Genomic DNA, 22,205 nt, shown 5'->3' on the forward strand with positions numbered 1-22,205 from the left:
GGAACGTTAACATCAAAAATCAGATAACCACATGATTTGTCGTGCAAATCCACTTCTCCGGATATCCGGAAATCCGGAGAAGTGGATATCGCCGGATCGTAGACCGCGCCCCGACAAACCGGCGCGGATTTACCCTTCGTTCAGCTTGTCGAGCCGGACCCGCACGCTGAGGCCGTGGGCTTCGAGGCTTTCCGATTTCGCCAGCGTCTCTGCCGCCGGGCCGATGGCCTTCAGCGCGGCGGGCGTCATCCTGGCAATCGTCGTGCGCTTCATGAAATCGAGCACCGAGAGGCCCGAGGAGAACCGCGCCGAGCGCGCCGTGGGCAGAACGTGGTTCGGCCCGCCCACGTAATCGCCCACCGCTTCAGGGGTGAAACCACCGAGGAACAGCGCGCCGGCATTGGAAATCTTTTCCGACAGCGCCTCGGGGTCGGCGACGCAGAGCTCAAGGTGTTCGGGCGCGATCCGGTCGGCCAGCGCGGCGGCTTCATCGAGGTCGCGCACGGTGATGACCGCGCCGAAATCGCGCCAGCTTGCGCCCGCGATGGCGCGGCGCTCCAGCGTTTCGAGCCGCGCCGCCACCGCATCGGCCACCTTCCGGCCAAAGGCGTCATCGTCGGTGATCAGGATGGATTGCGCGCTCTCGTCATGCTCGGCCTGACTCATCAGATCGAGCGCGATGAAATCCGGATCGTTATCGGCATCGGCGATCACCAGAATTTCCGACGGCCCGGCGATCATGTCGATCCCCACTTTGCCAAACACCCGCCGCTTGGCCGCCGCCACGAAAGCGTTGCCCGGCCCGGTGATCTTGTCGACAGGGGCGATGCTCCCGGTGCCATAGGCAAGCGCGGCCACCGCCTGCGCACCGCCGATACGGTAGACCTCATCCACCCCGGCGATCTTCGCCGCCAGCAGAACCGCCGGGTTCACCACCCCATCCGGCGTGGGCACGGTGATGGCGAGGCGCTTCACGCCTGCCACCTTGGCGGGCACGGCGTTCATCAGCACCGAGGAGGGATAGCTCGCCAGCCCGCCCGGCACGTAGAGCCCCGCCGCCTGCACCGCCGTCCAGCGCCAGCCGAGCGTGGCGCCATCGGGATCGGTCCAAAGCTCGTTTTCGGGCATCTGGCGCACATGGTAGGCGCGGATCCGGTCGGCGGCGAGTTCCAGCGCGTCGCGCTCGGCGGCGGGCACGGTGGCGGCGATCCCGTCGATCTCGGCAGGCGTGAAGCGCATCGTCTGCGCCGTCAGTTCCAGCCGGTCGAACCTTGCCGTCAGCTCCAGCACCGCTGCATCGCCCCGGGCGCGCACATCGGCGATGATCCCGGCGACGATCTCGTCCACATCCGGGCTGTCCTCGCGCTTCATGCCGAGGAGCGCGGTGAAGCGGACGTCGAAATCGGCGTCGCGGCTGTTGAGAAACTGGGGCATCTGGTCCTCCGGGCTTTGGCGTCACATACCGCCCCGCGGGCCGGGCGACAAGAACCCTGCCCGGCTCACTCCGTCGCAGCGGCGGGCGCGATCTCGGGCACGGTGAGCCACGGTTCGGCGAACCTGACTATCAACACCGCAATGGCGGCAAGCACCGCCAGAGCCAGCGTTCTGCGCAGCCAGATCATTGCGGGTGGCGGGGCGCGCGTTTGGCAGGGGCGGCGTAGGGCCGGGTCACGTCCTGCAACACCACGTCAAGCGCCTCGACCTCCAGCGCAATCGCGCCATCGCCCGCGAGGGTGAAGATCACGCGCCCCGTGCCATCTTCTCCCGGCTCGAAGGAGATGGACAAAAGCGATATTACAAGGTCTTTCTCACCCCGATCTACGCCCTGGCTTTGCACTTTTTGCACATCCGACACGGCAAGCACCGATTGCACCCGCTCCACCGGCCGCCGCCCGCGCGCGGCCTTGTCCGCGTCTTCCCAACGGAAGCGGTTGATCAGCAGCGCGAAGCGGCGGCGCGCGGGCTGCCAGGTCATCTCGGTGATCGGGAACACCGCATCCTGCGTCAGCGCCGAGATCACGGCGAGATCCTCGGCATCGAGCGCCATCAGCTTCAGAGGCGTGTCGCCCCCGTCCTCGAAACGTGCATCTTCGCTCATGCGCCTTTGACCCGCTCAATCTTCGCGCCCACGCCCGAGAGCTTGCGCACCACATGTTCATAGCCCCGGTCGAGGTGATAGACCCGGTTGACCACGGTCTCGCCCTCCGCCGCGAGGCCGGCGAGGATCAGGCTGACCGAGGCGCGCAGATCGGTGGCCATCACCGGCGCGCCCTTGAGCCGGTCAACACCGGTCACCTTCGCCGTGCCGCCCTGCACCTCGATATCGGCCCCCATCCGCATCAGTTCCGGCGCGTGCATGAAGCGGTTCTCAAAGATCGTCTCATGCAGCGTGCTGGTGCCCTCGGCGGTGGTCAGCAGAGCCATCATCTGCGCCTGAAGGTCGGTCGGGAAGCCGGGGAAGACCTCGGTGGTCACATCCACCGCCCGCACCCGCTGGCCGGGCCTGTGGCTGACCTTGAGGCCACGGCCGGTCTCCTCAACCGACACGCCCGCCTCTTCCAGTTTGTCGGTGAAGCTCTGCACCAGTTCCTTCTTGCCGCCGAGGCATTCCACTTCGCCGCCTACAATGACGGGGGCCAGCATGTAAGTGCCCAGCTCGATCCGGTCGGTCACCACCTCGTGGGTCGCGCCATGCAGCCGGTCGACGCCCTGAATCTCGATCCGGCTCGTCCCCTCGCCCTCGATCTGCGCGCCCATCGCCCGCAAGCAACGCACCAGATCGACGATTTCCGGCTCGCGCGCGGCATTGTCGAGCACCGTGGTGCCCTTCGCCAGCGTCGCCGCCATCACGATGTTCTCCGTCGCCCCCACGGAGGCAAAGCGCAGTTTGATCTTGGCGCCCTTCAGCCCGCCGGGGGCCTTGGCGTGGAGGTAGCCGTCTTTCAGCTCGATGGTCGCGCCAAGCGCTTCGAGCCCGTCCTGATGCAGATCCATCGGTCGCGCGCCGATGGCGCAACCACCGGGCAGCGACACTTCGGCATGGCCCTCGCGGGCCAGCAGCGGGCCGAGCACAAGATTGGAGGCGCGCATCTTGCGCACGATGTCATAATCGGCACGGGTGGAGGTGAGGTCATGGCTCGACATTGCCAGAACCTTGCCGTTTTGCAGGTTGGCCGTATCCGCCCCAAGGCTTTGCAGGAGCAGCGACATGGTGGAAATGTCCGACAGCCGCGGCGCATTGGTGAGGATCAGCGGCTCGTCCGACAGCAGCGTCGCCGGCATCAGCGCGAGGCAGGCGTTTTTAGCCCCGGCAATCGGGATTTCCCCTTTCAGCGGGCCGTTGCCCGTGACGACTATCGAATCCATGCCTGCCTCATTCTTTGTCTTTTTCTGTGCCGGCCGCGTTCCCGCGTGCCTTCGCCTGCGCCTTGCGCCGGCCCATATTGGCCTTGAGCGCGGCTTTCAGCCGGTCCTCACGCGAGGCGGCGGCCTTTTTCGCAGGGTCGGAGGCGGGTTTGCGGCTCATTGCGTCTCTCTAGCGCAGGCTCCGGGAGCCGTCCAGTTTTCGCCGCGCCGCTCGGCGTTCATCCCCGCTTCTGGCGGCGCAGGATCATATAGCCCACGATATAGACGGCAATCCAGAACGGCACGATCAGCCACGCGAAGGGGTGAATCCATGCCCAGAACCGCGAAAGCAGCTCTGCATGGGCGCCAAGCCCATAGGCCAGCCAGGACCACAGCCCGACCCAAAGCGCACCGCCGATCGCATTGGCGATGACGAAGCGCAGCCAGTGCATTCCGGCAGTGCCTGCGGCGAGACCGTTGAGCTGGCGCAGGAGCGGCACGAAACGGGCAAAGACCACGACGATTACACCCCGCGCGTTCAGCGCATGCTCAACCCGCGCCAGACGCTCATGGGTGATACCGAAGCGGGCACCTTTCGCCAGCACCACCGGGCGGCCAAAGGTCCGGCCGATCAGGTAACCCAGATTGTCGCCCATCACCGCACCGATGAGCGCGACGAGCACCACGGCACGGATATCGAACAGACCGTTGGCGGCAAGCCCGGCGGCCACGACGAGCAGGGTTTCGCCCGGCACCGGCGCACCCATCGCCTCAAGAAACACGTCCAGCCAGAGGCCCCAAAGGCCGTATTGGTGGATGAAGGGTTCAACCCAGCCATGCAGCATATCGGCGACCTCCGGTGGCAAACAGATAGGCGGCGCAGACCGCGTCGCAAGTGGCGGCAAAATTCGCCGAGTTTGCGCTTGCGCCCTCGGCAAAATGCGTCTAATCAGCCGCCCACGGTTCGCCGCAGTAGCTCAGTGGTAGAGCGCACCCTTGGTAAGGGTGAGGTCGGGAGTTCAATCCTCCCCTGCGGCACCATCTCGCTTTTTGACCCCGAAAATCCCTCTAAGTACCTGAAAGGGAACGATAATTCGGGAGTTCCATACACCCCATTTTGATCGTACTTCAGCGGCTCTGCAAAGACCAATCTGAGTACCGTTTGGCGCATCGTGAAGTCTCCATTTTTATATAGATTCCAAGGGTTTGACAGGAACCTAAGGGCGAGTTCAATACAATCCTCCAGCCGCCCCTTCGGTGGCAAGGATTTTTCAATGCGTTCGGCAAGCACAATCTTCTGCCGTTCTAGCTTCTCAATACGCGCTTCGTAGGCACTGACGACCGACGCGCTCGTTGCATCAACAATCCGATCCAAAAGGCTCTCAATTTGCCTCTCAACGTCCTTGAGCTGCGACTGCAACTCGTCTTTCTCACCGTGCGCCACTGTCAGCTTCATTTCCCAAGCATCGCGAAGCATGGCCTTTGCCAGCTCAAATAGCCCGCGAGCTGGCTGCAATCCTTCCATGATCTCAGCGAAAGCGTTCTCCATCTTTGCCCGAGGGATTGACTTGCTCTTGGCTTCGCAGCCTCGCGTTTCGCAGCGATAGTAGGCGTAGTGCCTACGGCAGACCGCGTAGAAGTTCAGCGGGTTTTCGAAGACTTCGGTCGGAGGGAGGTAGATCTTGTCGAGGGCCGGTACATAGCAGGCTTCCCGACCCGAGAAGCTGACCGTCGCCCCGATCGCTTCGAAAAAAGCCTGCATATGCGGGATCGGAGCGCGTTCGGGATATTCCTGCGTGTCCGGAGGCTCGGGATGGAACCGGGCGTCCAGACCTTCGATCTGATCGGCGTTGAAGACTCGGTAGGACTTCATGAAGGGGATGGCTTTGGTGTCGTCGGTATCCGCCTTGTCTTCATCGCCGGCTGCCTTTTGGTCGCGCTCGGTGGTGCCGTAGTAGACGACGACGGAGGATTTCGAGCCCTTGATGACCTTCGCTTTCAGTTCGTTCGCCTGCCTCAGCGTCATCCAGTAGGGCGATGTGTATCCGGCCATCATGGTGCGCATGGTCAGCAGGAAATTATTGATGCCCTGGTATGGTTCTCCGTTCTGCCGGAGCGGGACGGAGCTGCCGCCGACCGTCCAGGGTTTGCGCCAGGGCAGCACCCCCCGGTCGATGATTTCGATGAGTTCATTGGTGATCGACGCCGCAGCGTCGAACCTGGGCTTTGACCTGGCCATGTGTGGTCTCCGATGTCAGAAGGAGCGCACGGCAACCGTGCGCGGATCGGAGAGCGGTTTTGGAAAGCAGTCTCCCGGTCGGGGACCAGGATTCCTCCGGAACCCCGCGAGACTCCTTTCCCGCCTTCTCCGGATCCAAGAGGACCCAAGGCCAGCTTTCACTTTCAGAAAGTCAGTGCATGCACTTCCCGGGGAACAGTTTCTCAGGGGTTAGGCAGGGGAGCCTGTCCACCAGTAACGATAACCGAGAATTATCGTTAGTACTGATTTGGCACTGAGCGAACAACCAATGCGAAACTTTTCAGTGGATTTTCAGCTCGGAAGTCCAGGCCCTTCTTCCTTCAGTCGCTACAATTCACAAAGAAGTCATTCGCACCACTAAGTGTTGAGCGCGAAAGAAACAGTCGGCCGTTCCGCTCAGAAAACCATTCGGGCAGACGTAAAACTAAAAGCCGTCGGTGCCAATAAGACCCTCAATGTCGTCAGCGTGACGCAATATCTGCGCCGCGCGTGGCGACCCTTCGGCACTACTCGCGCGGGCACGGAGCTCCAACTGTACTTTGCGCCACCAATCCACTTCCTTCGCGACCAGAGAACTGTGGTTCCTATATCGCTCGCCAGCGCAAGAGATCAACGAGCGTTCGGCTGGGCGCGGCAGTTCCAACCAAGTATCTGTGAAAGAGCCCGGGTTAATGTTTGTCAATGTAGTAGTCGATACTAGAACTTGGTTCGCAGATGCATCAGCCGAAAGTGATCGAAAGAACTCGTTCGGGTCTTCAGTAATCTCAGATAGCACACGTGCGGGATAAGTGTCAGTCTCCCATCTTTCGTGCCATGCCACCAACCTCGAAGAGATAAGGTCAAAGACCTTTTTAAAATCCTCAGTCCTCGACGCATGGTATCCGAGCCCGTCATACCCGCGCTCTCGATGTACGCATATTGAAAGATATGTGTCCTCGTCGTATCGACTTTCGAGGACTTCATCCACGTAGTTCTGGAAGTTGGGAAAAGTCACAATCGTTTCTTCAGGAATTGACTTGTTGGACTTTAAAAAAAGCAACACACCACATGCATGTAAAAACTCTCGGCAATCAGAAATTTCCTTTCTTCGAAGTTCGTCGATCAGTCTTGTGACTTCGTCGAGAAAGTCAGTTTCAGTTTCAACCGAGAAATCCCAATCGAGATAGTGCCAAAGTCGCTTCCAGCTCGGCCACTCTTTCCGACGTTCAGAAAAGTCCAACTGGGAGATGTCCCGTCTTAGAGTGTCACTGTCCGGAGAACCAGTTGCCACGATTTGGCGCCAAGTCTGCTCCTCAAGTGGGCTTTCGATGCGAACATTGGCACCGTATCTGCTCAGGACTTCAGTGGCGGGCACACGGCCAAGTACGGTTTCTAATTCCGATGCAACAAAAAAGCGCGATCGATCTTGGCCCTCGGTCTCCGAAAAACCATAGACTGCTCTTTTCGCTTGATCACTTAAGTGCTCCCCAAGTTCGAAGAAGATCAAAAAGAACTCTAAAACAAGAGATTCCAAGAAGGATTGATTGCCCAACTGACTCTGGGGAACCTCTGACAACAATTCACTGAAAGACCACACAAATTGCCTCAGTTGCCTGAGGTTAGTGCTTCGTGAGATCGCGTAGAGTCGCTGGATCTGTTCTTCTAATCTTTGCAATTCTTCACGAACCGATTGAGGTTCGATCTCCGAAATGAAGTTCGAAAGTGCAGCTGAAGTATTTGCCTCCAGCGAAAGCTGCTTCCCAATCACTTTTTCTTTGATTTCTTCGAACTTGCTTAACTCTTGAAGCTTCTCTGTATTAGCTATAAAAAGTACTCTAGCATTTCCATGTTCAACAAAAACATTTACAAATCCAAAAAGCTCCTCAACGTCAATTTTAGACCGCTCCAAATCATCGAGTATGAGAAAGGCGTTTTCGACTTCTGAAAATTTTCTCTGAATAAAGTCAGCGGCACCCGATAGTTTGCCATTCAACTGGCCGTCTGGGGAGCCATCACCAGACACGTCAAATCGTAAGGTGGACTGAAGCGCTCTTTCCACAAATCTTGCGCCGAAATGGGCGACTTTTGCAGTGCCGCTTGCAGTGGAAAAAAACAACTGCGCTTCAATGGTAGATATATCGGACACGCCAAAAAGCGAGATGTATACGCACTTCTTCTTGCTCAATTCCGCTGATTCAAGAAGATCCTGAACAAAGTAGGTCTTACCGCTCCCCCAGTGCCCGTCGAGAAGCACAGCAAACTTAGGATTGCTTGACGAAGTCGCCCATTTCAAAATGAATTTTTTTACAAGGTCGTTTGAATTCATGGTAACGAATCGAACAGCGAAATTGGGAACTAGGGTACCAAATATGCATCGGGCAAAAGTACATGTGGGCGGTTTCGATCAAACGGCTTAAGTTGAAATGATACTCCATCGCGCGTATCGCCGTAGCCCTCTACGTACCCATTGTCGTGAAACACTACTCGCTTTGTAAAGCTCTTCGCGCCTTCGCCTTCGCACTTCACCTTTGCTGCTATGGACAGCTTTCGCCCTTGATTTGCTGGCGTAAAAACAACATTGAAGACAGTCCGATTACCTTCATCACAATGCGAAATCGTCCAGTCTACCCGCGCACCGTGTGCTTCAATAGCGTCTTGAAGGTTCTGGGGAGATGGGCACGGCATGATAAACCTCCTAGTTTGAGCTTAGGATAGCTTAACCTCGTCCCAACTGATTTCAAAGCCAGTTTTTCGGCATCGTCCAACTTTTTGGCCGTCACGTCCTGTCGACAGACACCTAAACTTAATGGTCTTGTGGAAGCCTTCTAACCCTTACACCGTAACTTCTCCCCTCCGGAACAACGCTGACCTCGACGAGACCTACCGATGGTAGCACCGCCCCGTCCAGATCGCGGTGAATTTCCTGACTTATTTCAACCTTTGCCCGTTCAGGCGCCTCACAGGGCCCTTCAGTATGTGCCTGTCTCAAACTGCCGCTCCTATGTTATTAGGAGCAATATTATCACGATGTGGTGCGGCATTCAAGAACAAACACCAGATATTGCGCCGGAAGCCATATCGTGACTGTGAAGATTTTCGCCATCTTTTCAGGCTATTACGACAACACAGCGAAACGCGAGGCTCGATTAATGCACGGTTCCCAAAACCCAAGAAAAGCCCGCGCCAACCTTCTGGGTTAGTGATTGCCAGAATTTCTGGTGCGGATTGGGATGGGCCATTATCGTTACCGGTGTGGCGGGCGGTTTCCGCGCAATAATCCACCTGTGCAGAACTGGCTGAACTCAACCAAAGGAGTTCAGCATGCCTCATCTCAATCACAATGCCTTCGTCAACGCCTGCCGCGATGAGCGCGGCGTCGGACATCACACCCTGCGGGCCTATTCCCAGGATCTGCGCACCTTCGCCCGCTTCACCGCGACCCACCGTCTCAGCGATCCCCTGTCGAAAGATGACATCCTCGCCTGCCACCACCATCTGCGCGATGAGTTGGGCGCCAAGCCCGCGACCATCGAGCGGTGGCTCGTGACGCTCAAGTCGTACTTTACCTAGCGCGAAGATCGAAACAGCACCCTGCCCTCCCCGTTCGCGGACCTTCGCATCTCGGTAAGGATCCCAGCGTCCTATTGATCGAGACACGCTAAAAGCGGTTCTCCACGCCGACGAACGCGCCATCGCTGTGCCATCGAAGCCAGGTAAGTATGACGCGACACCGGCTTCTGAAATTTCCGTCACTATCCTGATCATCAAGCTGCTCATCGTGACCGGACTGCGGATCAGCGAGCTGACCAATGTAAAGGTCCGCGACGTCTCGCATGACGGAAGCCAAATCCTCGTCCGGGGCAAAGGCAACAAGGAGCGCATCGTCTTTGTACCAAATCGCGAGCTGCAGGAGGAGTTCCGGCGACATTGTGAGGTGCGTTGCAACGAGGGCTCTCTCGCGGCGCCCTTGTTCCTGAACACGGAAGGTCGTCGGCTCCGCTCGGCCACGTTCCGAAAACGGCTGCGGACCCTGTCCAAGCGCCTCGGGATCGAACCACACCTGACCCCGCACCGGTTCCGGCACTCCGCCGCGACGCTGCTGATCGAGGAGGGAATCGACATCCGGATGGTCCAGGCCCTGCTCGGCCATGCCAGCCTCAGGACGACGGAGATCTACGTGAGGGTTTCGAACCACGCGCTGCGACGAGCGTTGGAGCGGGTCGATGTGCTTACCGAGTTGCGACGGTGACCGCCGGAAACCGCCATCCGAAGCGCATCGAAGACACTGCACGGAACCCCGCCGAATCTGCCTTTCTTTGGAATAGCAACGTTCTTGGAAACTCACACGGCCCACATCTTGGTGGAGGTGTCCGCTGGACTCTGTTGAATTCTTCGACTTGAGTTCGCCGGAGTTTGTAGAGGCGCGGTATGTCAGAGAATTGGAAAGACTATCAGGACAATGCGGCAGAGTTCTTCAGATCATTGGGTCTATCTGCGGAGACCGATGTTTCAATCAAGGGGGTGCGAACATCTCATGACGTCGATGTTGTCGTTCGTTCGAAGCATGTTGGGTTTGAGACGCTTTGGCTGGTTGAGTGTAAGCTCTGGAAGTCACCGGTATCAAAACTACATATATTAGCGCTTCGCGAAATCGTACACGACACAGGAGCTGATCGTGGGATTGTGCTTTCCGAGTCTGGGTTTCAATCAGGTGCAGTTGAAGCCGCAAATCTGACCAATGTTCAAGTTACCTCATTGGCGAAACTGACCGAAGAAACATCGCAAGATGTTTTTGCTATGCGTTTGCGTGAGCTTTTTGATCGGATGGAGACCTGCCGCGAAACCTATTGGGAAATGGATAAGGGGTACCGAATTGAACAAGGATTGCGACCGGAAACTGGTGGGTATGGTTACTCAGCGATCTTCGTTATGGATACCTGTAAAGAATTGCTTTCCAGGGCGATACGCGGCCGCTTTCCTGTCGAACCAGGCACGATTCCAGCAATGTTTTTTTTGCCTGATCTGCCCGCGACGTTTAGGAGTGCAGGCGAGGTGGTCGAAGCACTCGAACCACATATGGCTGAACTGGAGGCAAAACTGGCAACTGCGAAAGCAAGGCTGCACGGGACAAGTGAGCCATAACCACGTTGGTTCACGATCTTATACTGCGGGCAATACTGAGATCCTTCTGGTTGTTGACGGGCTCTCAACTACATGATTCTATTGCGCAATACTTGACTGGAAATCGAAAATGCATTCAATAAGTGTCTTCAATCGATCATGGCCTTCAGTGCAGCTTCCGGAAGAGATTGGCGACGCGTCCAGGGTCGGGATGAACGCCTATCAACGGGTTACCGCCCTGACCGACAACTTCGAAGATTCAGAGCTGGATCTCCCAATCTTGGGGCTCTTTGGCGAGGTTGGTGGACTCCTTAGCGCCTTAAAGAAGAAGCAGCGCGATCAGTCCTACGAGCAGAGCTATGATGAGGCAATTGCCGAAGAGCTCGGCGACGTGTTGTGGTACTTCACCCGCATTGCCTCGCGGGCAAAACTCGATCTCAGTGTCATTGCGCAACGCGCGTTTCGGGACATGTCGGATTGGGATGAGGTGATGGCCGACGAGGCCGGCATCTTCGGTGACATTCACCACGTGCGGAGGGAGCCGATCACAAGCGAGGAATTCTCGGGACGGGTGGTGCAGCTAGCAGGACGTGTCGGCGATCTGATGAACGATCTCCATGCCGGTGCATTCTCATCAAATCGCGATAAACTGGCTGGGCACCTTGTTGAGATCTTCCGCGCGATCATCGAAGCCGCTGATGCAGCGGAAGTCGAACTCGAAGATGCGGCCCGCCAGAACCTCTACAAGATCTTCAGCCGGTGGCCACATCAAAAGAAATATCCTGCGCTTTTCGACGAAAACGACGACCCTGCCGAACGGTTGCCGAGACAACTCGAGGTCGAAATTTTTGAGCGCGAGCGAGGCGGCAACGTTCTCGTGTTCCAGCGATGCAATGGATTGAACATCGGAGATCCGCTGACGGACAACAAGGAAGACCCCGATGACTACCGCTTTCACGATGTCTTCCACTACGCCTACGCTGCGATCTTGGGGTGGTCGCCAGTCATGCGCGCGCTGTTCAAGCTGAAGCGGAAATCCGACCCCGTGAAAGACGAAAACCAAGATGGTGCCCGCGCGAACCTCGTCGAGGAGGGTATCTCTACCTGGATTTTCAACCGGGCCCAGAAGCAGGATTTCTTCGCTGGGGTCGAGCCAGGCAAACTCAGCTACGACATGTTGAAGACCGTCCATCAGTTCGCCTCCGGTTATGAGGCAGAGCGATGCCCTTTGTGGCTTTGGGAGGAAGCAATTCTCGAAGGGTTCCGATGCTTCCGGTATCTGAAGGAGCATCGGCAGGGCAGGTTGATCCTCGACCTTGAGAAGCGAAGCATCGACATAGAGGCATTGTAGACATGAGCGCGAACGAATTCATCTGCGAACTCCAGTCCTTTTCGTCGGAGCGGGTCTTCAATCCATATCGCAATGTGTGCCCAAATTGCGACCTTAGCGATGCCGCAGTCACGCGTTCCAGAAATCTGGTAAGCGTCCTCGAGGCAGTGCACGCCTCCGGCGTTGACACGATCTGGGTTGCCCGAGATCTCGGTTACCGAGGTGGACGGCGCACGGGAGTGCCATTGACCGATGAGGTTCACTTGAACTCGGTCGAACGACTGTTAGGCACAGGATCGCTTGCTCGTGCCACTCAAGGAGACGTCGTTGCGGAGCGTACCGCTGCCGTTATCTGGAAGCTTTTGGGGAGGATCGGGAGCCCTGTAATGCTTTGGAACGTGTTTCCGTTTCACCCGCATGATGAGGGCAAGCCGATGACAAATAGATGCCACACTGCGAAGGAGCGCGAACTGACTTTGCCTTTCCTGTGGTATCTGATCGAATTTCTGAGACCCAAGCAGCTTGTGGCTATCGGACGCGATGCACAAGCGGCACTGGAAGATTCGCCTATTCCGGTGATCAATGTGCGGCATCCTAGTTACGGCGGACAACGCGAATTCAGTGAGACTCTGGCGCAGTTCTACGGGATCGATATGCCATCAGCACCTAAGCAAGAAACCATGAGCTTCTTCGTTTAGGCGGTTTCCGCAAACTCGATTATTGCAGGTAAAGACCTTGATCGGGCCTCGGACTTCCGCAACATTCGCGCCACGCTGCTACTGCGTGAGACCACACCCTGTTTCAGATCCGGGCTTCATGCGACCGTTCGGTTTGGTTGAAGTTGTGCCGCGCGAACGCCCAGGGCCGAATGGGGACTTGGGCTAGTACCGTAGCCGTAAGTGGAACCGGCAGCCAAGCGCGGGAAACAAAAACAGAACATTTTGTCTTGAAATTATCGACCGGTGCCACCAGACTCTCCGAAGAGGTCCATCTATCGGAGGCTAATGTGCCGACGCAGAAAAATGTTTTCATTAGCCATCACCATGGCGATGACAGCCACGTGGACGGCTTCCAACGTATGCTTGGGCGTGGTGACTACCAGGTTCGCAATTCGTCGGTGCGCATGAAACCGGCAAACGAGCGGCGCGTGAACGAAGGCCGTGTGAGTGACAACACAATCAAACGGCTCTTGCGTATGAAGATGCGGTGGGCCTCCACGGTGGTTGTTCTGATCGGCCCGAAGACTCACACGCGTCGTTGGGTCAACTGGGAAATCGAGCAGGCCCACAAGCTTGGGAAGCGTATTGTCGGCGTCTACCTACACGGTGGGACGACTGCCAACGTGCCCAAAGCGCTTGATGACTATGGTCAAGCCATCGTGAAATGGACAACCAAGGGCATCGTCGATGCGATCGAAGGGAAGGATACTCGCTTCGAAAATCCCTCGGGAGAGCTTCGCGAACCGGTCCACACGATGGCGACATCACGTTGCTAATGGCAAAGCGGCACACCGAGAGTGTGTTTGTCTATGTCGTTGCACGCGACTTTGGGTTCGCACCGAATCCATTTCACGGCTTCTGCACGCTCGCGTGCTGTAAACCAAGAATCCGATCAGTCGCACAGATCGGGGATTGGGTCTTCGGCGTGGCTGGGAGTGAATTGGCGCAACCGGGACACTGCATTTTCGGCATGCGCATCTCAGAAACGCTTACCTTTGACGAGTACTGGTTGGATCCAAGGTTCGAAATCAAAAAGCCACTTCGAAATGGTAGTCGGGTGATGATGCTCGGTGATAACATCTATCATCGCGAAGGTGAGCTTCATGAATGGGATCAGGAGGATTCGCATCATAGCCGACCTGATGGGACGCCTGATGCGTCCAATGTCGCGACTGATACACAAACCAACCGCGTGCTAATTTCTGACGACTTCACGTATTTTGGTACATCAGCCCCGTTAATCCCCGAACAGATTCTTAATACGCTGGGATATAGTAACGGAAGAAATCATCGGAGATTTGATGGGACGGCTGCACAACCCTTACTTTCTTGGTTTCGAGATCGCGCCCATCGCGCAGGCTGTCAGGTTGTTGATGACCCGTTTCAGTTTCGGCGAAGCTCTGCCAGATTCTCGAGTGGGTCAAACAAGATCACCGATGAAGTGGTTGAGCCTCTCACACCCTAGCAATGCGGCGGTTTGGCAATAGACGGCAGCGGAGTGGGGGGTTGCGAAAGGCGCACCCCTTATTGAGAGCGGCCGTCTTCTTTGCTCGGTAGCATGCGTGGCTCCGACGGATCGATTTCGAGGAGTCGATACAGCCAGTACGTAAAGTCAGTCCGCGTTCGCATCTCACTTGGCAGATTGTCGACACGATCAAAGAGTTCGCGCGACACACCTCCTGGGGAAGGCAACGGGATTAGTCGGGCGTCAGGCGCACCGTCGCGCAGAGCATCAAACTCATCCAATACGCCTTCCATACCACCAATGAACACTGCAGCTTCATAGCGGCGGTCGTTGAACATCCGTTTGCGCATCTGCGCGAGGCTTGCATGCATGTCACCGTCCACCGCTTCAACCTCCACCCAGTTGTCGAACCTTAGGTTCGCCTTGGGATAACGGTCGCGGAAGAACGAGCTCTGGTAGAGCAGCACACTACGCTCGTAGGGAACACCGAGCCGCCGGGCAGCATCCCAAATGATCGGCGTGATTGCGGGCTGTCCGCCCCAGACAAGTAGTCGTCGACCGAGCACAACTTCGACAAAGGCATGAACGGCCGAGCCCACGAGCACGGGATCGAAGCTATCGAAGCCACGCCGGCCCGGCTGCGGCACGCTGGCAGAGAGGAACACCGCGCCCTTTTTGATCATCTTTCGAGCGCCTCGAGCATCGGGCCCGGATCGTCAGCGCGAATCCAGCGGAACCGTTCGATGCCGCCCGCAAACCATTCCAGATGATCGATCCAGGTTTGAAGGAGGCTCTGACCGTCGTAGAGTAGGGCACAGTCGGAATTCGCATGCTTGGCGATGCGCTCTACGATGTCTGACGTGGGAACGCCAACGGCAGGATAGACGATCAGTTCGGCGTTCCCACGGCCCGCTAGTCGAGGGAGACTGATCGAGACCCGTTTGAGAGGCCCAGGGTTGCCAGCCGTTCCGCCGCGTTTCTCGACTGCGAGGCGAAGTGTTCCAAGCATGTTGTCGAGCCGCGCCGCCACACTCCGTGCCCGGAAGCGTTCCAACGAGTCGCCGATTCGATCGATGGCGTGGTCGCTTAGGCGCCCGTTTGTGCAGAGATCCGCCTCGGTGAGTACAACCGTCGTCGTGAGCGTCGTCGCTGGTGCTGGGGCCACCCCAGGGAAGCCGACGCGAAGGATTCCAAGACGCATATTCCCCGCCCGACCGAACTCCTCTTCCGTCCAGCGGCTAGCGAAGTAGCCCTCGGTGTCGAGCATCAACAGTACGTCGCAGTCACTGAGCTGGTGCCATAGGGCGTCTTGGAATCGGCTTCCAAAACGGATCTCATGCGTATCGAGAAAGACGTTGAACTGGCGAGCGCGCAGTGAGTCGTGAAGTTGTAGCGCCGCCTCGCGCGCCTCCGCGCGGCGATAGCTCAGAAAAATGCGCCTCTTGGTAGGCATCAGGCCCAGGGTCTCCAGGACCGCGGCGGCAAGCACCTCGGCCTGTTTTTCAGACCCGGCGGAATACGGAAGCGCGTTGAAGGAAGACACTTCGGGTGGCAACTCGGAACTGCAGACGGATAGATCGGAGACGACCGGAATCAGCAAGTCGGTAGGCGAAACGATTGAGCTGGCAAGCGCCTGCGCAGTGGGGCCACCGAAGAAAAGAATTACTTTCGCATCGCCGGGTACGACCGCCGCTGGCTTCGGCGCAAATTCCAAGGCGACTTCATCGCCGAGCCTTAAACCAAAAGGGTCTAACGCTTCTGATACGGCGCGGCGCAGTACGTCGTCGAAGCGTGATGTCTCCCCCTCAATTACAAGCGTGTACGCGGGCGCGGTCATTTTCCTACCGATCCTCCTTATGTCAGCATAGGCACCGTGGCATCATGAACCAAGCACTGGTCGCAGCAAAGGTCTCTGGCCGGCCGTGAGGTCGGAAAAAGGTGGGCCGCGCGCACTATAGGAATCCACCGAGACCCCAATTCCGTAAAGGAATGATATCCCTGCAGTCCGAGCGCAGCAAATGTTAAGGCGTCACGTCCTCGAGGAGAACGCCTCGCTTGTCGGTTGGTCGAAAGACTCCGACTCCGCCTCCTTGGGCCGTATCTACATGCCTATACAAATCGAGGTACTCGCTGCCGTGGTTGTTACCCGCGCTGTCGCGAGTTGGTACGATCACTATCTTGTCTATGTTCTTCACACCGTCTGCAAAACCAATCTCCCAAGGACACCAGCGACTATTTGCGGAGTTTGCGGTTGCAAGAAATATGAACCAGTCCAGGCGCTTGATCCTACCTTTGATTTTCTGGGCGGTCTCGCGGTTCGGTTTGGGCGGCATCGATGTGTCTTCCCAGTCGATATAGACCATCCAGCCCTGTGCTTGCAGGTATCCTTGGAGCCCTTTTGCGAGTTCAGCATCTCTATGGCTGTGAGAAAGGAAGGCCGTTTGCTTTCCAGCAACAAGTGCCTCGTTCACAATCTGCTCAGACTTCCGAATTTCGGCCCTTCCGGCATATGCGCGGATTGATGACTGATTGATCAAAGCTACCTCCCAACGTCTGCAGCGGCTTGATGTACCCAAGATGAAAAGTTCGCTGATCCGATTTGCGTCTTGTAGCAATAACAGCCGGCATAGCGCGAAAGTCTGATTACATTTGTATCGTGCGGCTTTGCCCAAGTTGCAGGAAGCTCTAATGCCTGAGTGTAATCGCTATACTGGACCCACTTTCTGCCATCGTGCTCGGCAAACAAGATCCGGTCGCCTGCGCAATAAAGCCCCATGTAGTCGAGAGGGTTCGGGCCTTCTGCGGATATGTAGCCTTCACGATCACCCATCAGATGAACTTTGACCGTTAAAAGGCCATTCCCCTTAACGACAGAGCGGGCGATCTCATACCGAACCCAACGGCGCTGAAAAGTCTGCGCCCCAGCCAGAACGCAGGTCACCGACGTGTTCTTGATACCCTCGCGGATCAGCGCCTTCAGAGAGTCTGGTCCAGTCCGTTTCGAACTCTCCCAAATGCTTCCATCGAAGAAACCTTCCGTCTCGCGCGTGTTTTCATGGTTGTAGCGCCACGACTGGCGCACCTGGTTCACTCGCCAGATGTCGTTCTGATAGTGGAACGAGAAAAAGACGCGGCGCTTGGCAACCTGCGTGCTGTAAGTGTCAAACAAACTTGCCATCTAAACCCCATTGAAAATCAGCAATGCAACAGCGCCGAGAGAGAGGAGAATTGCCAGGTAGAACCAACTGACGGACCATGAACAAGCGAGGCGAAGGACAGAGGCAGTGTCCTGCATGAATGGTGTGGCTTCGAGACTGTATGCCTCTATTTCCTCTCCCTTTCGTACATGATCGTAGAGCCTTCTATAGGCGCGCTCGTATCGGAGATATTGCGCGTCCATGAGCCAAAAGATGATCATGGGAACGATCGCTGCGACCGCGTAGTAAAGCGACGGCTTGTCCACTGTTGCCATTACTGCCACCGCCGCACTCCCAAACGTCGCAGAAAGCGCCTTCAGCGTGAACGAATTCGATCCCATGCGCGAAATCACCCCCTGCAGCATCGTAAGGTGTGCGATGCGAATGCTTTCACAGTGATCTCCGTTAGAGCTCATCGACTATTTTCCGAGCTTTCCGGCATGCTTAGTCGGATCAGTAAGCGTGTACTGCTGCCCAGGCTTCAGCGGCGGAGGCAATGGTTCACCCTTCACAACCGTTCTTTCGATGCCGGTTTTTCCGCCTCGCGGGCCAGTAATTTCGTACTGGCCACTGCGAGGGGCCTTCTCGCCGGGTTTGTAGGTCTTACCCATGTTTTGAATCTTTCTGCGAAAATCTATTCAGCCGCGTAGCTGAAGCCGAGCTTTGCCAGGAGCTCTGCGGACTGCCGGCCTGACAAGTACGGCCCCTGCGGCGGAAGATCGACCAGGTCGGCCGGTTTCACCTCTGCGAACTTCGCGCTGGTTGAAATCTCTCCTATACGGCCGCCGTTGACACCGAACCAAGCAGCGATGTCGTGCTGGCGATCGCCCCTGACGAGCATGCCTTTGACGATCGCAGCGTCTTTTTCGTCAAGACGAATGCCGCTCGGTGGAGCCTTCAATCCTTGGGTCATCATACATCCCCTTGTGTGCGGACTCGAGGTCAGACTCCGTATATAGTAACGGGACCGAAATGACGCAAGGGAAAGCACGTACGATACGAAATATTCCCACTTCAGGTTCTTCGAACGTCTGCCGAGTTGGGCACCTTGAGAACCGCGCCTTTGCTATCTTTGTTGCTACACTATGGAGAGAAGGATGTCGGCCCGGGGAGTCCCAGAGCCTAATCGCCTTTGAGCGAACGGCCAGAGAAGAGAGCAAAATGCTCACCGCCATAGTCGGGAATGTACACCTTCTGACGGATATCAAACTTGGATAACCGCTTTAGCCACGATAAGAGCCTCAACCGCAGTTTGAACCTCGGCATAGAGTTCCGCCTCCAGTTCGCCGGCGTCGATCTCGACGATCAACGCATAGCGGACCGAGGGCAAACCTTCAGCGAGAAGCTTTTTCGACTTCCACCATCCGGTGACGGGGTGAACAGCCAGCAAGTTGCGCCGCGCCAGATCTGAAGCTTTACACGTCAGCTGATCTATGTGCAGGGAGCCGACATGGCGCCGATTGCTACCGTAGTCCCAAAGATCATCCTCGTCGTTTGCAGGACCATCGGGTTGTTCGGCCGCCTTGCTGATCCGAGCCAAGAATTGGGCTTCGTTCTCGCCAGCGCGATTGAGTTGGAAACGTAAGTTGTGGGACGCGTAGCGGTACCGAACGCCGCGAGAGGCTTCGGACGGGTTCGGAGCGATAAAGCTGCTGAGTGCCACCCGCAAGGTCACATCGGCATTGCCGAGCGCGCGCAAAGCCTCGACGGGCCAAGGAAGTGCGAACAGCTTCATTTCGTTGTGGACATCACCGCCGGTCTTTTCAGAAATTCCGTAGGGCGTAATCGTGTCTTCCACGATAAGGGTCAGCGCGTTCGACGCGCTGCGGCGGGCACGGGCCATGTCCGGCACACCATATCCATAGCGCTGAAAAAGGGGCGTGTAGTGACCCTTGTTCGGCTGGGCAGGCAGATGTGCACGCATCTGCTGCGTCCACCGCGCTGAAGACACATAGAGACCACGGACTGTCTCGGGCCAAAGCGTCGGATAGTCCGACCAGAGTTCCGTTACGTCCTTCGCTGCAAGCGCTGTCGCCGCGCTGGTGTCGAAGGTGAATGTGAAGGATCGGACCGGATAATTGTGGTGCGTCGAAAGGAGTGATAACCATCCGTGCCGCATTGGCGGAGGCATGGCACTTAGCGCCCAGTTTCCACCCTCAAGGACGACGTCAGGCTTGTTCGGCCAATGGGACGACCACGATGCAGTTCTCGAAGCTGGCGACAAGTCGCCGAATGGTGCAAGCGCTTGGGCCGGCTCTCCATTTGGTAGTACGGTCTTCTCTGTAAAGGCTCCGACAGACACAACATTCCACGCCTGGGCCGGCGACTCGATTTCGTTGTCCTCGTGATCGCATCGGTCGAGGTAGTTTCCGGCACCAAAGGTGAAGTTGTCGGTATTCCCTGCCGAGACAAGTATCAGGCGCTGATGTTTGATGTTACCTGATACACCGGCGGCAAGCTGATCGACTTCCGTTGACCAGGAGGTGGGGGCGCCGTCATGCGGGGTATCCTCACCTGTCGTCGTCGTCATGGTAAATGTACGGCGTCGGTGGCCAACCAGTTCTACTGTATTGATCGCCTGCCTGGTCATCGCGCCGAGGAGATGATGCGGGTTCATCCCTGCATCAGGAAGCAGCTTCACGGATTCCAGACGGTTCACGACCGAAACTGGATTCGCCTGGTGCAGTTTCGGCGTCAGATCTCCGAAGAGCGCCAGTCCTCCCATCTCCGTGCCATGGCCCTTCACATCCTCCAGTCCCCAGGCCGGGTTGGCGGCATGTCGGTCATCCACGCTGAGCGCCGGCTGAATGAGAGGATGCGCGCGACTGACACCGGTATCCAAAAGCGTAACGTAGCCAGAATCTGGATTATCAGTGTAGGTCGTACGGCCCGCGAGTTCGTCGACCCACTGCGCCTGTTCGTCCACCGGCAAACCGTCGAAGAAATCCGCTGTGATGGTCGGAGCGGCAAGGGCGCGCACGCCGCCCAGTCGGCGGACGGCTTGGGCGAGCTGATTGCGATCGGCCTGTACGATCACAACGATATCTTCGGGAAACTCCAGCCGATCTGCTCCCGCGATAACGCCATAGTTTGGTGCGGCCGCGACGAAAGCTTCGGTCATTCGAGGCTCGAGCCAAACCTCCCAGACGGTTGCAACATCCGCTGCTGGAAATTTGCCTGAAGGGCTGCGCCAGAGGGCACGCAATCCCGCTTCTGTGATGGCAGCAACGCTTTGTACCAGGTCCGCGTTCTTCGGACGACCCGGGACGATTTCACCATCTTTCTCGCGATCAGGCGTGTCTTCAGTCCGAAACTGCTCGACCTTCTTGCGCAGCTTTTCGATACCCTTGGCTGTCGCAAAAACCGTCGCGCGCTCTTCGGCGCCGCCGGGAACTGGAGCATCTTCGATGCGCAGAAGCATCAAGCCGCTGGCGTCCAAGCTGTCCTTTTTTAGACGTTCGTCTACTCGGGAGCGGACTTCCAGATAGACGCCGGGAAGTTCGGCTGCTGGAATATCCGGCAGCGCGTCGATGGCCTGAAGCAATGCTTGGGCGTGCGCCGCGCGATTGGGGACATCACTTGGTCTTTTGGACCCGCCCCCGCCCTTTGCTTGGAACGGGCGAGGTTGTCCGAGATTGCGAAGGTGGAAGTGCGGAAGGTCTCGTGCCATTGTCATCGGTCCCTAATTCTTGGAGCGACCGTCGGCGTTCGAGGGCATCAAGCAAATCCTGTGTCGCAATCTTGTCGGTATCATTTAGCACGGCGCGTCGAGCGGCATCTTCCGCCGCCGCCAAAACATCGGCCGTCGAGAGGCCTGAGGCCGCATCCGTCACCCGCTTCCATCCCATCCGAGAAAGCGAGAATCCGATCAGGCGACGTTCGAGCGCCTGCCGAATGGCCGGGCCATCGGGCATGACGTATGGCAAAACGAGATCGAAGCGGCGCAGCACCGCGCGGTCAAGAATTCCCGGCAGGTTTGTAGTGGCAATGACGATCGAAGGCCCGGTATCTTCATCCAGGAACTGCAGGAACGAGTTCAGAACCCGCCGGGCCTCGCCGACGTCGTTCTCACCGCCCCGGGCCGCAGCCAAAGCGTCGATTTCGTCGAAGAGATAGATACCGCGCGTCGTCTTGACGGCATCGAAGATCATCTTCAGCTTCTGCGCTGTTTCACCCATGAACTTCGTGATCAGCCCGTGGAGCATGACCGAAAAGAGGGGGTACTGCAGCTCACCGGCAAGCGCTGAAGCACTTAGGGTCTTACCGGTTCCAGGAGGACCGGAGAGGAGAACGCGCCGCCGTGGCTTCAACCCTTTTGCCTCGAGCTTTTCGCGCATTCGTGTCTCGACAACGAGATGCGCGAGTTCGCTCTCGATCCTGTCTGGCAAGATGACATCGACAAGGCGCTCAGACGGATAGGACGCGGCAAGGAACTCCGCCAGATCACCGCGTGGTGTTGCGATAGGAGTGATCGCAGGGGCTCGCTTCGCGGGCGGCTTCTGCCCCGCTTCGGCCCATTGCCGCAACTGTTCAGCCAGCCGGGTATGCCCCTTCTGCTCTTCGGCCGCAGAGAGTTGCATCGCCAGATCGTAAAAACGATCGGCGTCTCCCTCCGCGTGGCTCTTGACGAGACCGATGATTTGCTGGGCGGATGCCACGGCTAAGCTGCTCTTTCTTCGAGGTTTTTTATCGACGTATGTTACGTCGTGATTTTATACATAAATCGCCCAGCGAGCCAGAAAAATCGCCCCCCAGCAAGCGCAGAACTTAAGAAGAAAGCTGTGGCAAA

General features: G+C 57.3%; 23 protein-coding genes, 1 tRNA gene and 1 pseudogene. 8 read left to right on the forward strand and 17 right to left on the reverse strand.

All coding sequences use genetic code 11. The features are described 5' to 3' along the window. Positions 1-129: 129 nt before the first annotated feature. From hisD to QMG28_RS10060, 6 genes are all read right to left on the reverse strand, one after another. On the reverse strand, positions 130-1,434 hold the full coding sequence (gene hisD, locus QMG28_RS10035; RefSeq protein WP_281842148.1) for a histidinol dehydrogenase: 1,305 nt from the start codon (positions 1,432-1,434) through the stop codon (positions 130-132). A 65-nt stretch (positions 1,435-1,499) separates the two neighbouring features. Beyond that, a complete protein-coding gene (locus tag QMG28_RS10040; RefSeq protein ID WP_281842149.1) occupies positions 1,500-1,622 on the reverse strand; it encodes a hypothetical protein in 123 nt (40 codons plus the stop codon). After that, positions 1,619-2,098, reverse strand: a complete 480-nt coding sequence (locus QMG28_RS10045) for a DUF2948 family protein (protein ID WP_281842150.1) — start codon at positions 2,096-2,098, stop codon at positions 1,619-1,621. The genes QMG28_RS10040 and QMG28_RS10045 overlap by 4 nt, the downstream gene beginning before the upstream one ends. After that, on the reverse strand, positions 2,095-3,366 hold the full coding sequence (gene murA / locus QMG28_RS10050) for a UDP-N-acetylglucosamine 1-carboxyvinyltransferase (protein ID WP_281842152.1): 1,272 nt from the start codon (positions 3,364-3,366) through the stop codon (positions 2,095-2,097). The genes QMG28_RS10045 and murA overlap by 4 nt, the downstream gene beginning before the upstream one ends. 7 nt (positions 3,367-3,373) lie before the next feature. Beyond that, positions 3,374-3,526, reverse strand: a complete 153-nt coding sequence (locus QMG28_RS10055) for a hypothetical protein (RefSeq protein WP_281842153.1) — start codon at positions 3,524-3,526, stop codon at positions 3,374-3,376. A gap of 58 nt (positions 3,527-3,584) precedes the next feature. After that, a complete protein-coding gene (locus QMG28_RS10060; protein ID WP_281842155.1) occupies positions 3,585-4,211 on the reverse strand; it encodes a DedA family protein in 627 nt (208 codons plus the stop codon). A gap of 100 nt (positions 4,212-4,311) precedes the next feature. Here QMG28_RS10060 and QMG28_RS10065 point away from each other — a divergent pair. Then, positions 4,312-4,386, forward strand: a tRNA-Thr gene (locus QMG28_RS10065). 565 nt (positions 4,387-4,951) lie between these two features. Here QMG28_RS10065 and QMG28_RS10070 read toward each other — a convergent pair. Both QMG28_RS10070 and QMG28_RS10075 read right to left on the reverse strand, forming a co-directional pair. Further along, positions 4,952-5,584 (reverse strand): annotated as a pseudogene (locus tag QMG28_RS10070) (ArdC family protein); the annotation flags it as partial. 445 nt (positions 5,585-6,029) lie between these two features. Next, positions 6,030-7,910 carry a P-loop NTPase fold protein gene (locus tag QMG28_RS10075; protein WP_281842156.1) on the reverse strand — a complete coding sequence of 627 codons (1,881 nt, stop codon included), beginning with the start codon at positions 7,908-7,910 and terminating at the stop codon, positions 6,030-6,032. A 995-nt stretch (positions 7,911-8,905) separates the two neighbouring features. On the opposite strand from QMG28_RS10075, the gene QMG28_RS10080 reads away from it, so the two are divergent. The 7 genes from QMG28_RS10080 (at position 8,906) to QMG28_RS10110 (ending at position 14,219) form a co-directional block, all read left to right on the forward strand. After that, the gene (locus QMG28_RS10080) at positions 8,906-9,154 is read left to right on the forward strand and encodes a site-specific integrase (RefSeq protein ID WP_281842158.1); all 249 of its coding nucleotides are present in this window, start codon (positions 8,906-8,908) and stop codon (positions 9,152-9,154) included. 208 nt (positions 9,155-9,362) lie between these two features. Further along, positions 9,363-9,833, forward strand: a complete 471-nt coding sequence (locus QMG28_RS10085) for a tyrosine-type recombinase/integrase (protein WP_281842160.1) — start codon at positions 9,363-9,365, stop codon at positions 9,831-9,833. 179 nt (positions 9,834-10,012) lie between these two features. Next, positions 10,013-10,726, forward strand: a complete 714-nt coding sequence (locus QMG28_RS10090) for a restriction endonuclease (RefSeq protein WP_281842162.1) — start codon at positions 10,013-10,015, stop codon at positions 10,724-10,726. Between the two features lie 190 nt (positions 10,727-10,916). Then, the gene (locus tag QMG28_RS10095) at positions 10,917-12,056 is read left to right on the forward strand and encodes a nucleoside triphosphate pyrophosphohydrolase family protein (RefSeq protein WP_281842163.1); all 1,140 of its coding nucleotides are present in this window, start codon (positions 10,917-10,919) and stop codon (positions 12,054-12,056) included. Positions 12,057-12,058: 2 nt separating this feature from the next. Then, positions 12,059-12,733, forward strand: coding sequence for a uracil-DNA glycosylase (locus QMG28_RS10100; RefSeq protein ID WP_281842164.1), 675 nt, complete (start codon positions 12,059-12,061; stop codon positions 12,731-12,733). A 308-nt stretch (positions 12,734-13,041) separates the two neighbouring features. Then, positions 13,042-13,530, forward strand: a complete 489-nt coding sequence (locus QMG28_RS10105; protein WP_281842165.1) for a TIR domain-containing protein — start codon at positions 13,042-13,044, stop codon at positions 13,528-13,530. Next, entirely contained in the window at positions 13,530-14,219 is a 690-nt protein-coding gene (locus QMG28_RS10110) for an Nmad2 family putative nucleotide modification protein (RefSeq protein ID WP_281842166.1), read from the forward strand. The genes QMG28_RS10105 and QMG28_RS10110 overlap by 1 nt, the downstream gene beginning before the upstream one ends. Before the next feature lie 59 nt (positions 14,220-14,278). Here QMG28_RS10110 and thcA read toward each other — a convergent pair whose 3' ends face one another. From thcA to QMG28_RS10155, 9 genes are all read right to left on the reverse strand, one after another. After that, positions 14,279-14,902, reverse strand: a complete 624-nt coding sequence (thcA, locus tag QMG28_RS10115) for a Thoeris type III anti-phage system protein ThcA (RefSeq protein ID WP_281842168.1) — start codon at positions 14,900-14,902, stop codon at positions 14,279-14,281. Beyond that, positions 14,899-16,056 carry a Thoeris type III anti-phage system protein ThcB4 gene (gene thcB4, locus QMG28_RS10120; RefSeq protein WP_281842170.1) on the reverse strand — a complete coding sequence of 386 codons (1,158 nt, stop codon included), beginning with the start codon at positions 16,054-16,056 and terminating at the stop codon, positions 14,899-14,901. Before thcB4 ends, thcA begins: the two co-directional genes overlap by 4 nt. 184 nt (positions 16,057-16,240) lie before the next feature. Then, positions 16,241-16,756: a toll/interleukin-1 receptor domain-containing protein gene (locus tag QMG28_RS10125; protein WP_281842172.1), complete on the reverse strand. Its 516-nt coding sequence runs from the start codon at positions 16,754-16,756 to the stop codon at positions 16,241-16,243. A gap of 2 nt (positions 16,757-16,758) precedes the next feature. Then, the gene (locus QMG28_RS10130; RefSeq protein WP_281842174.1) at positions 16,759-17,397 is read right to left on the reverse strand and encodes a TIR domain-containing protein; all 639 of its coding nucleotides are present in this window, start codon (positions 17,395-17,397) and stop codon (positions 16,759-16,761) included. After that, positions 17,398-17,832, reverse strand: coding sequence for a hypothetical protein (locus QMG28_RS10135; protein WP_281842176.1), 435 nt, complete (start codon positions 17,830-17,832; stop codon positions 17,398-17,400). Between the two features lie 3 nt (positions 17,833-17,835). Continuing rightward, positions 17,836-18,027 (reverse strand): YjzC family protein, encoded by a 192-nt coding sequence (locus QMG28_RS10140; protein WP_281842178.1) that lies wholly within the window; start codon positions 18,025-18,027, stop codon positions 17,836-17,838. A 23-nt stretch (positions 18,028-18,050) separates the two neighbouring features. Continuing rightward, positions 18,051-18,329, reverse strand: coding sequence for a hypothetical protein (locus QMG28_RS10145; protein WP_281842179.1), 279 nt, complete (start codon positions 18,327-18,329; stop codon positions 18,051-18,053). Between the two features lie 291 nt (positions 18,330-18,620). Beyond that, a complete protein-coding gene (locus QMG28_RS10150; RefSeq protein WP_281842180.1) occupies positions 18,621-20,960 on the reverse strand; it encodes a S8 family peptidase in 2,340 nt (779 codons plus the stop codon). Positions 20,961-20,991: 31 nt separating this feature from the next. After that, entirely contained in the window at positions 20,992-22,074 is a 1,083-nt protein-coding gene (locus QMG28_RS10155) for an AAA family ATPase (protein ID WP_281842181.1), read from the reverse strand. Positions 22,075-22,205 lie beyond the last annotated feature (131 nt).

Origin of the sequence: Sinisalibacter aestuarii (assembly GCF_027923545.1) — a bacterium.
Classification (GTDB): Bacteria; Pseudomonadota; Alphaproteobacteria; order Rhodobacterales; family Rhodobacteraceae; genus Sinisalibacter; species Sinisalibacter aestuarii.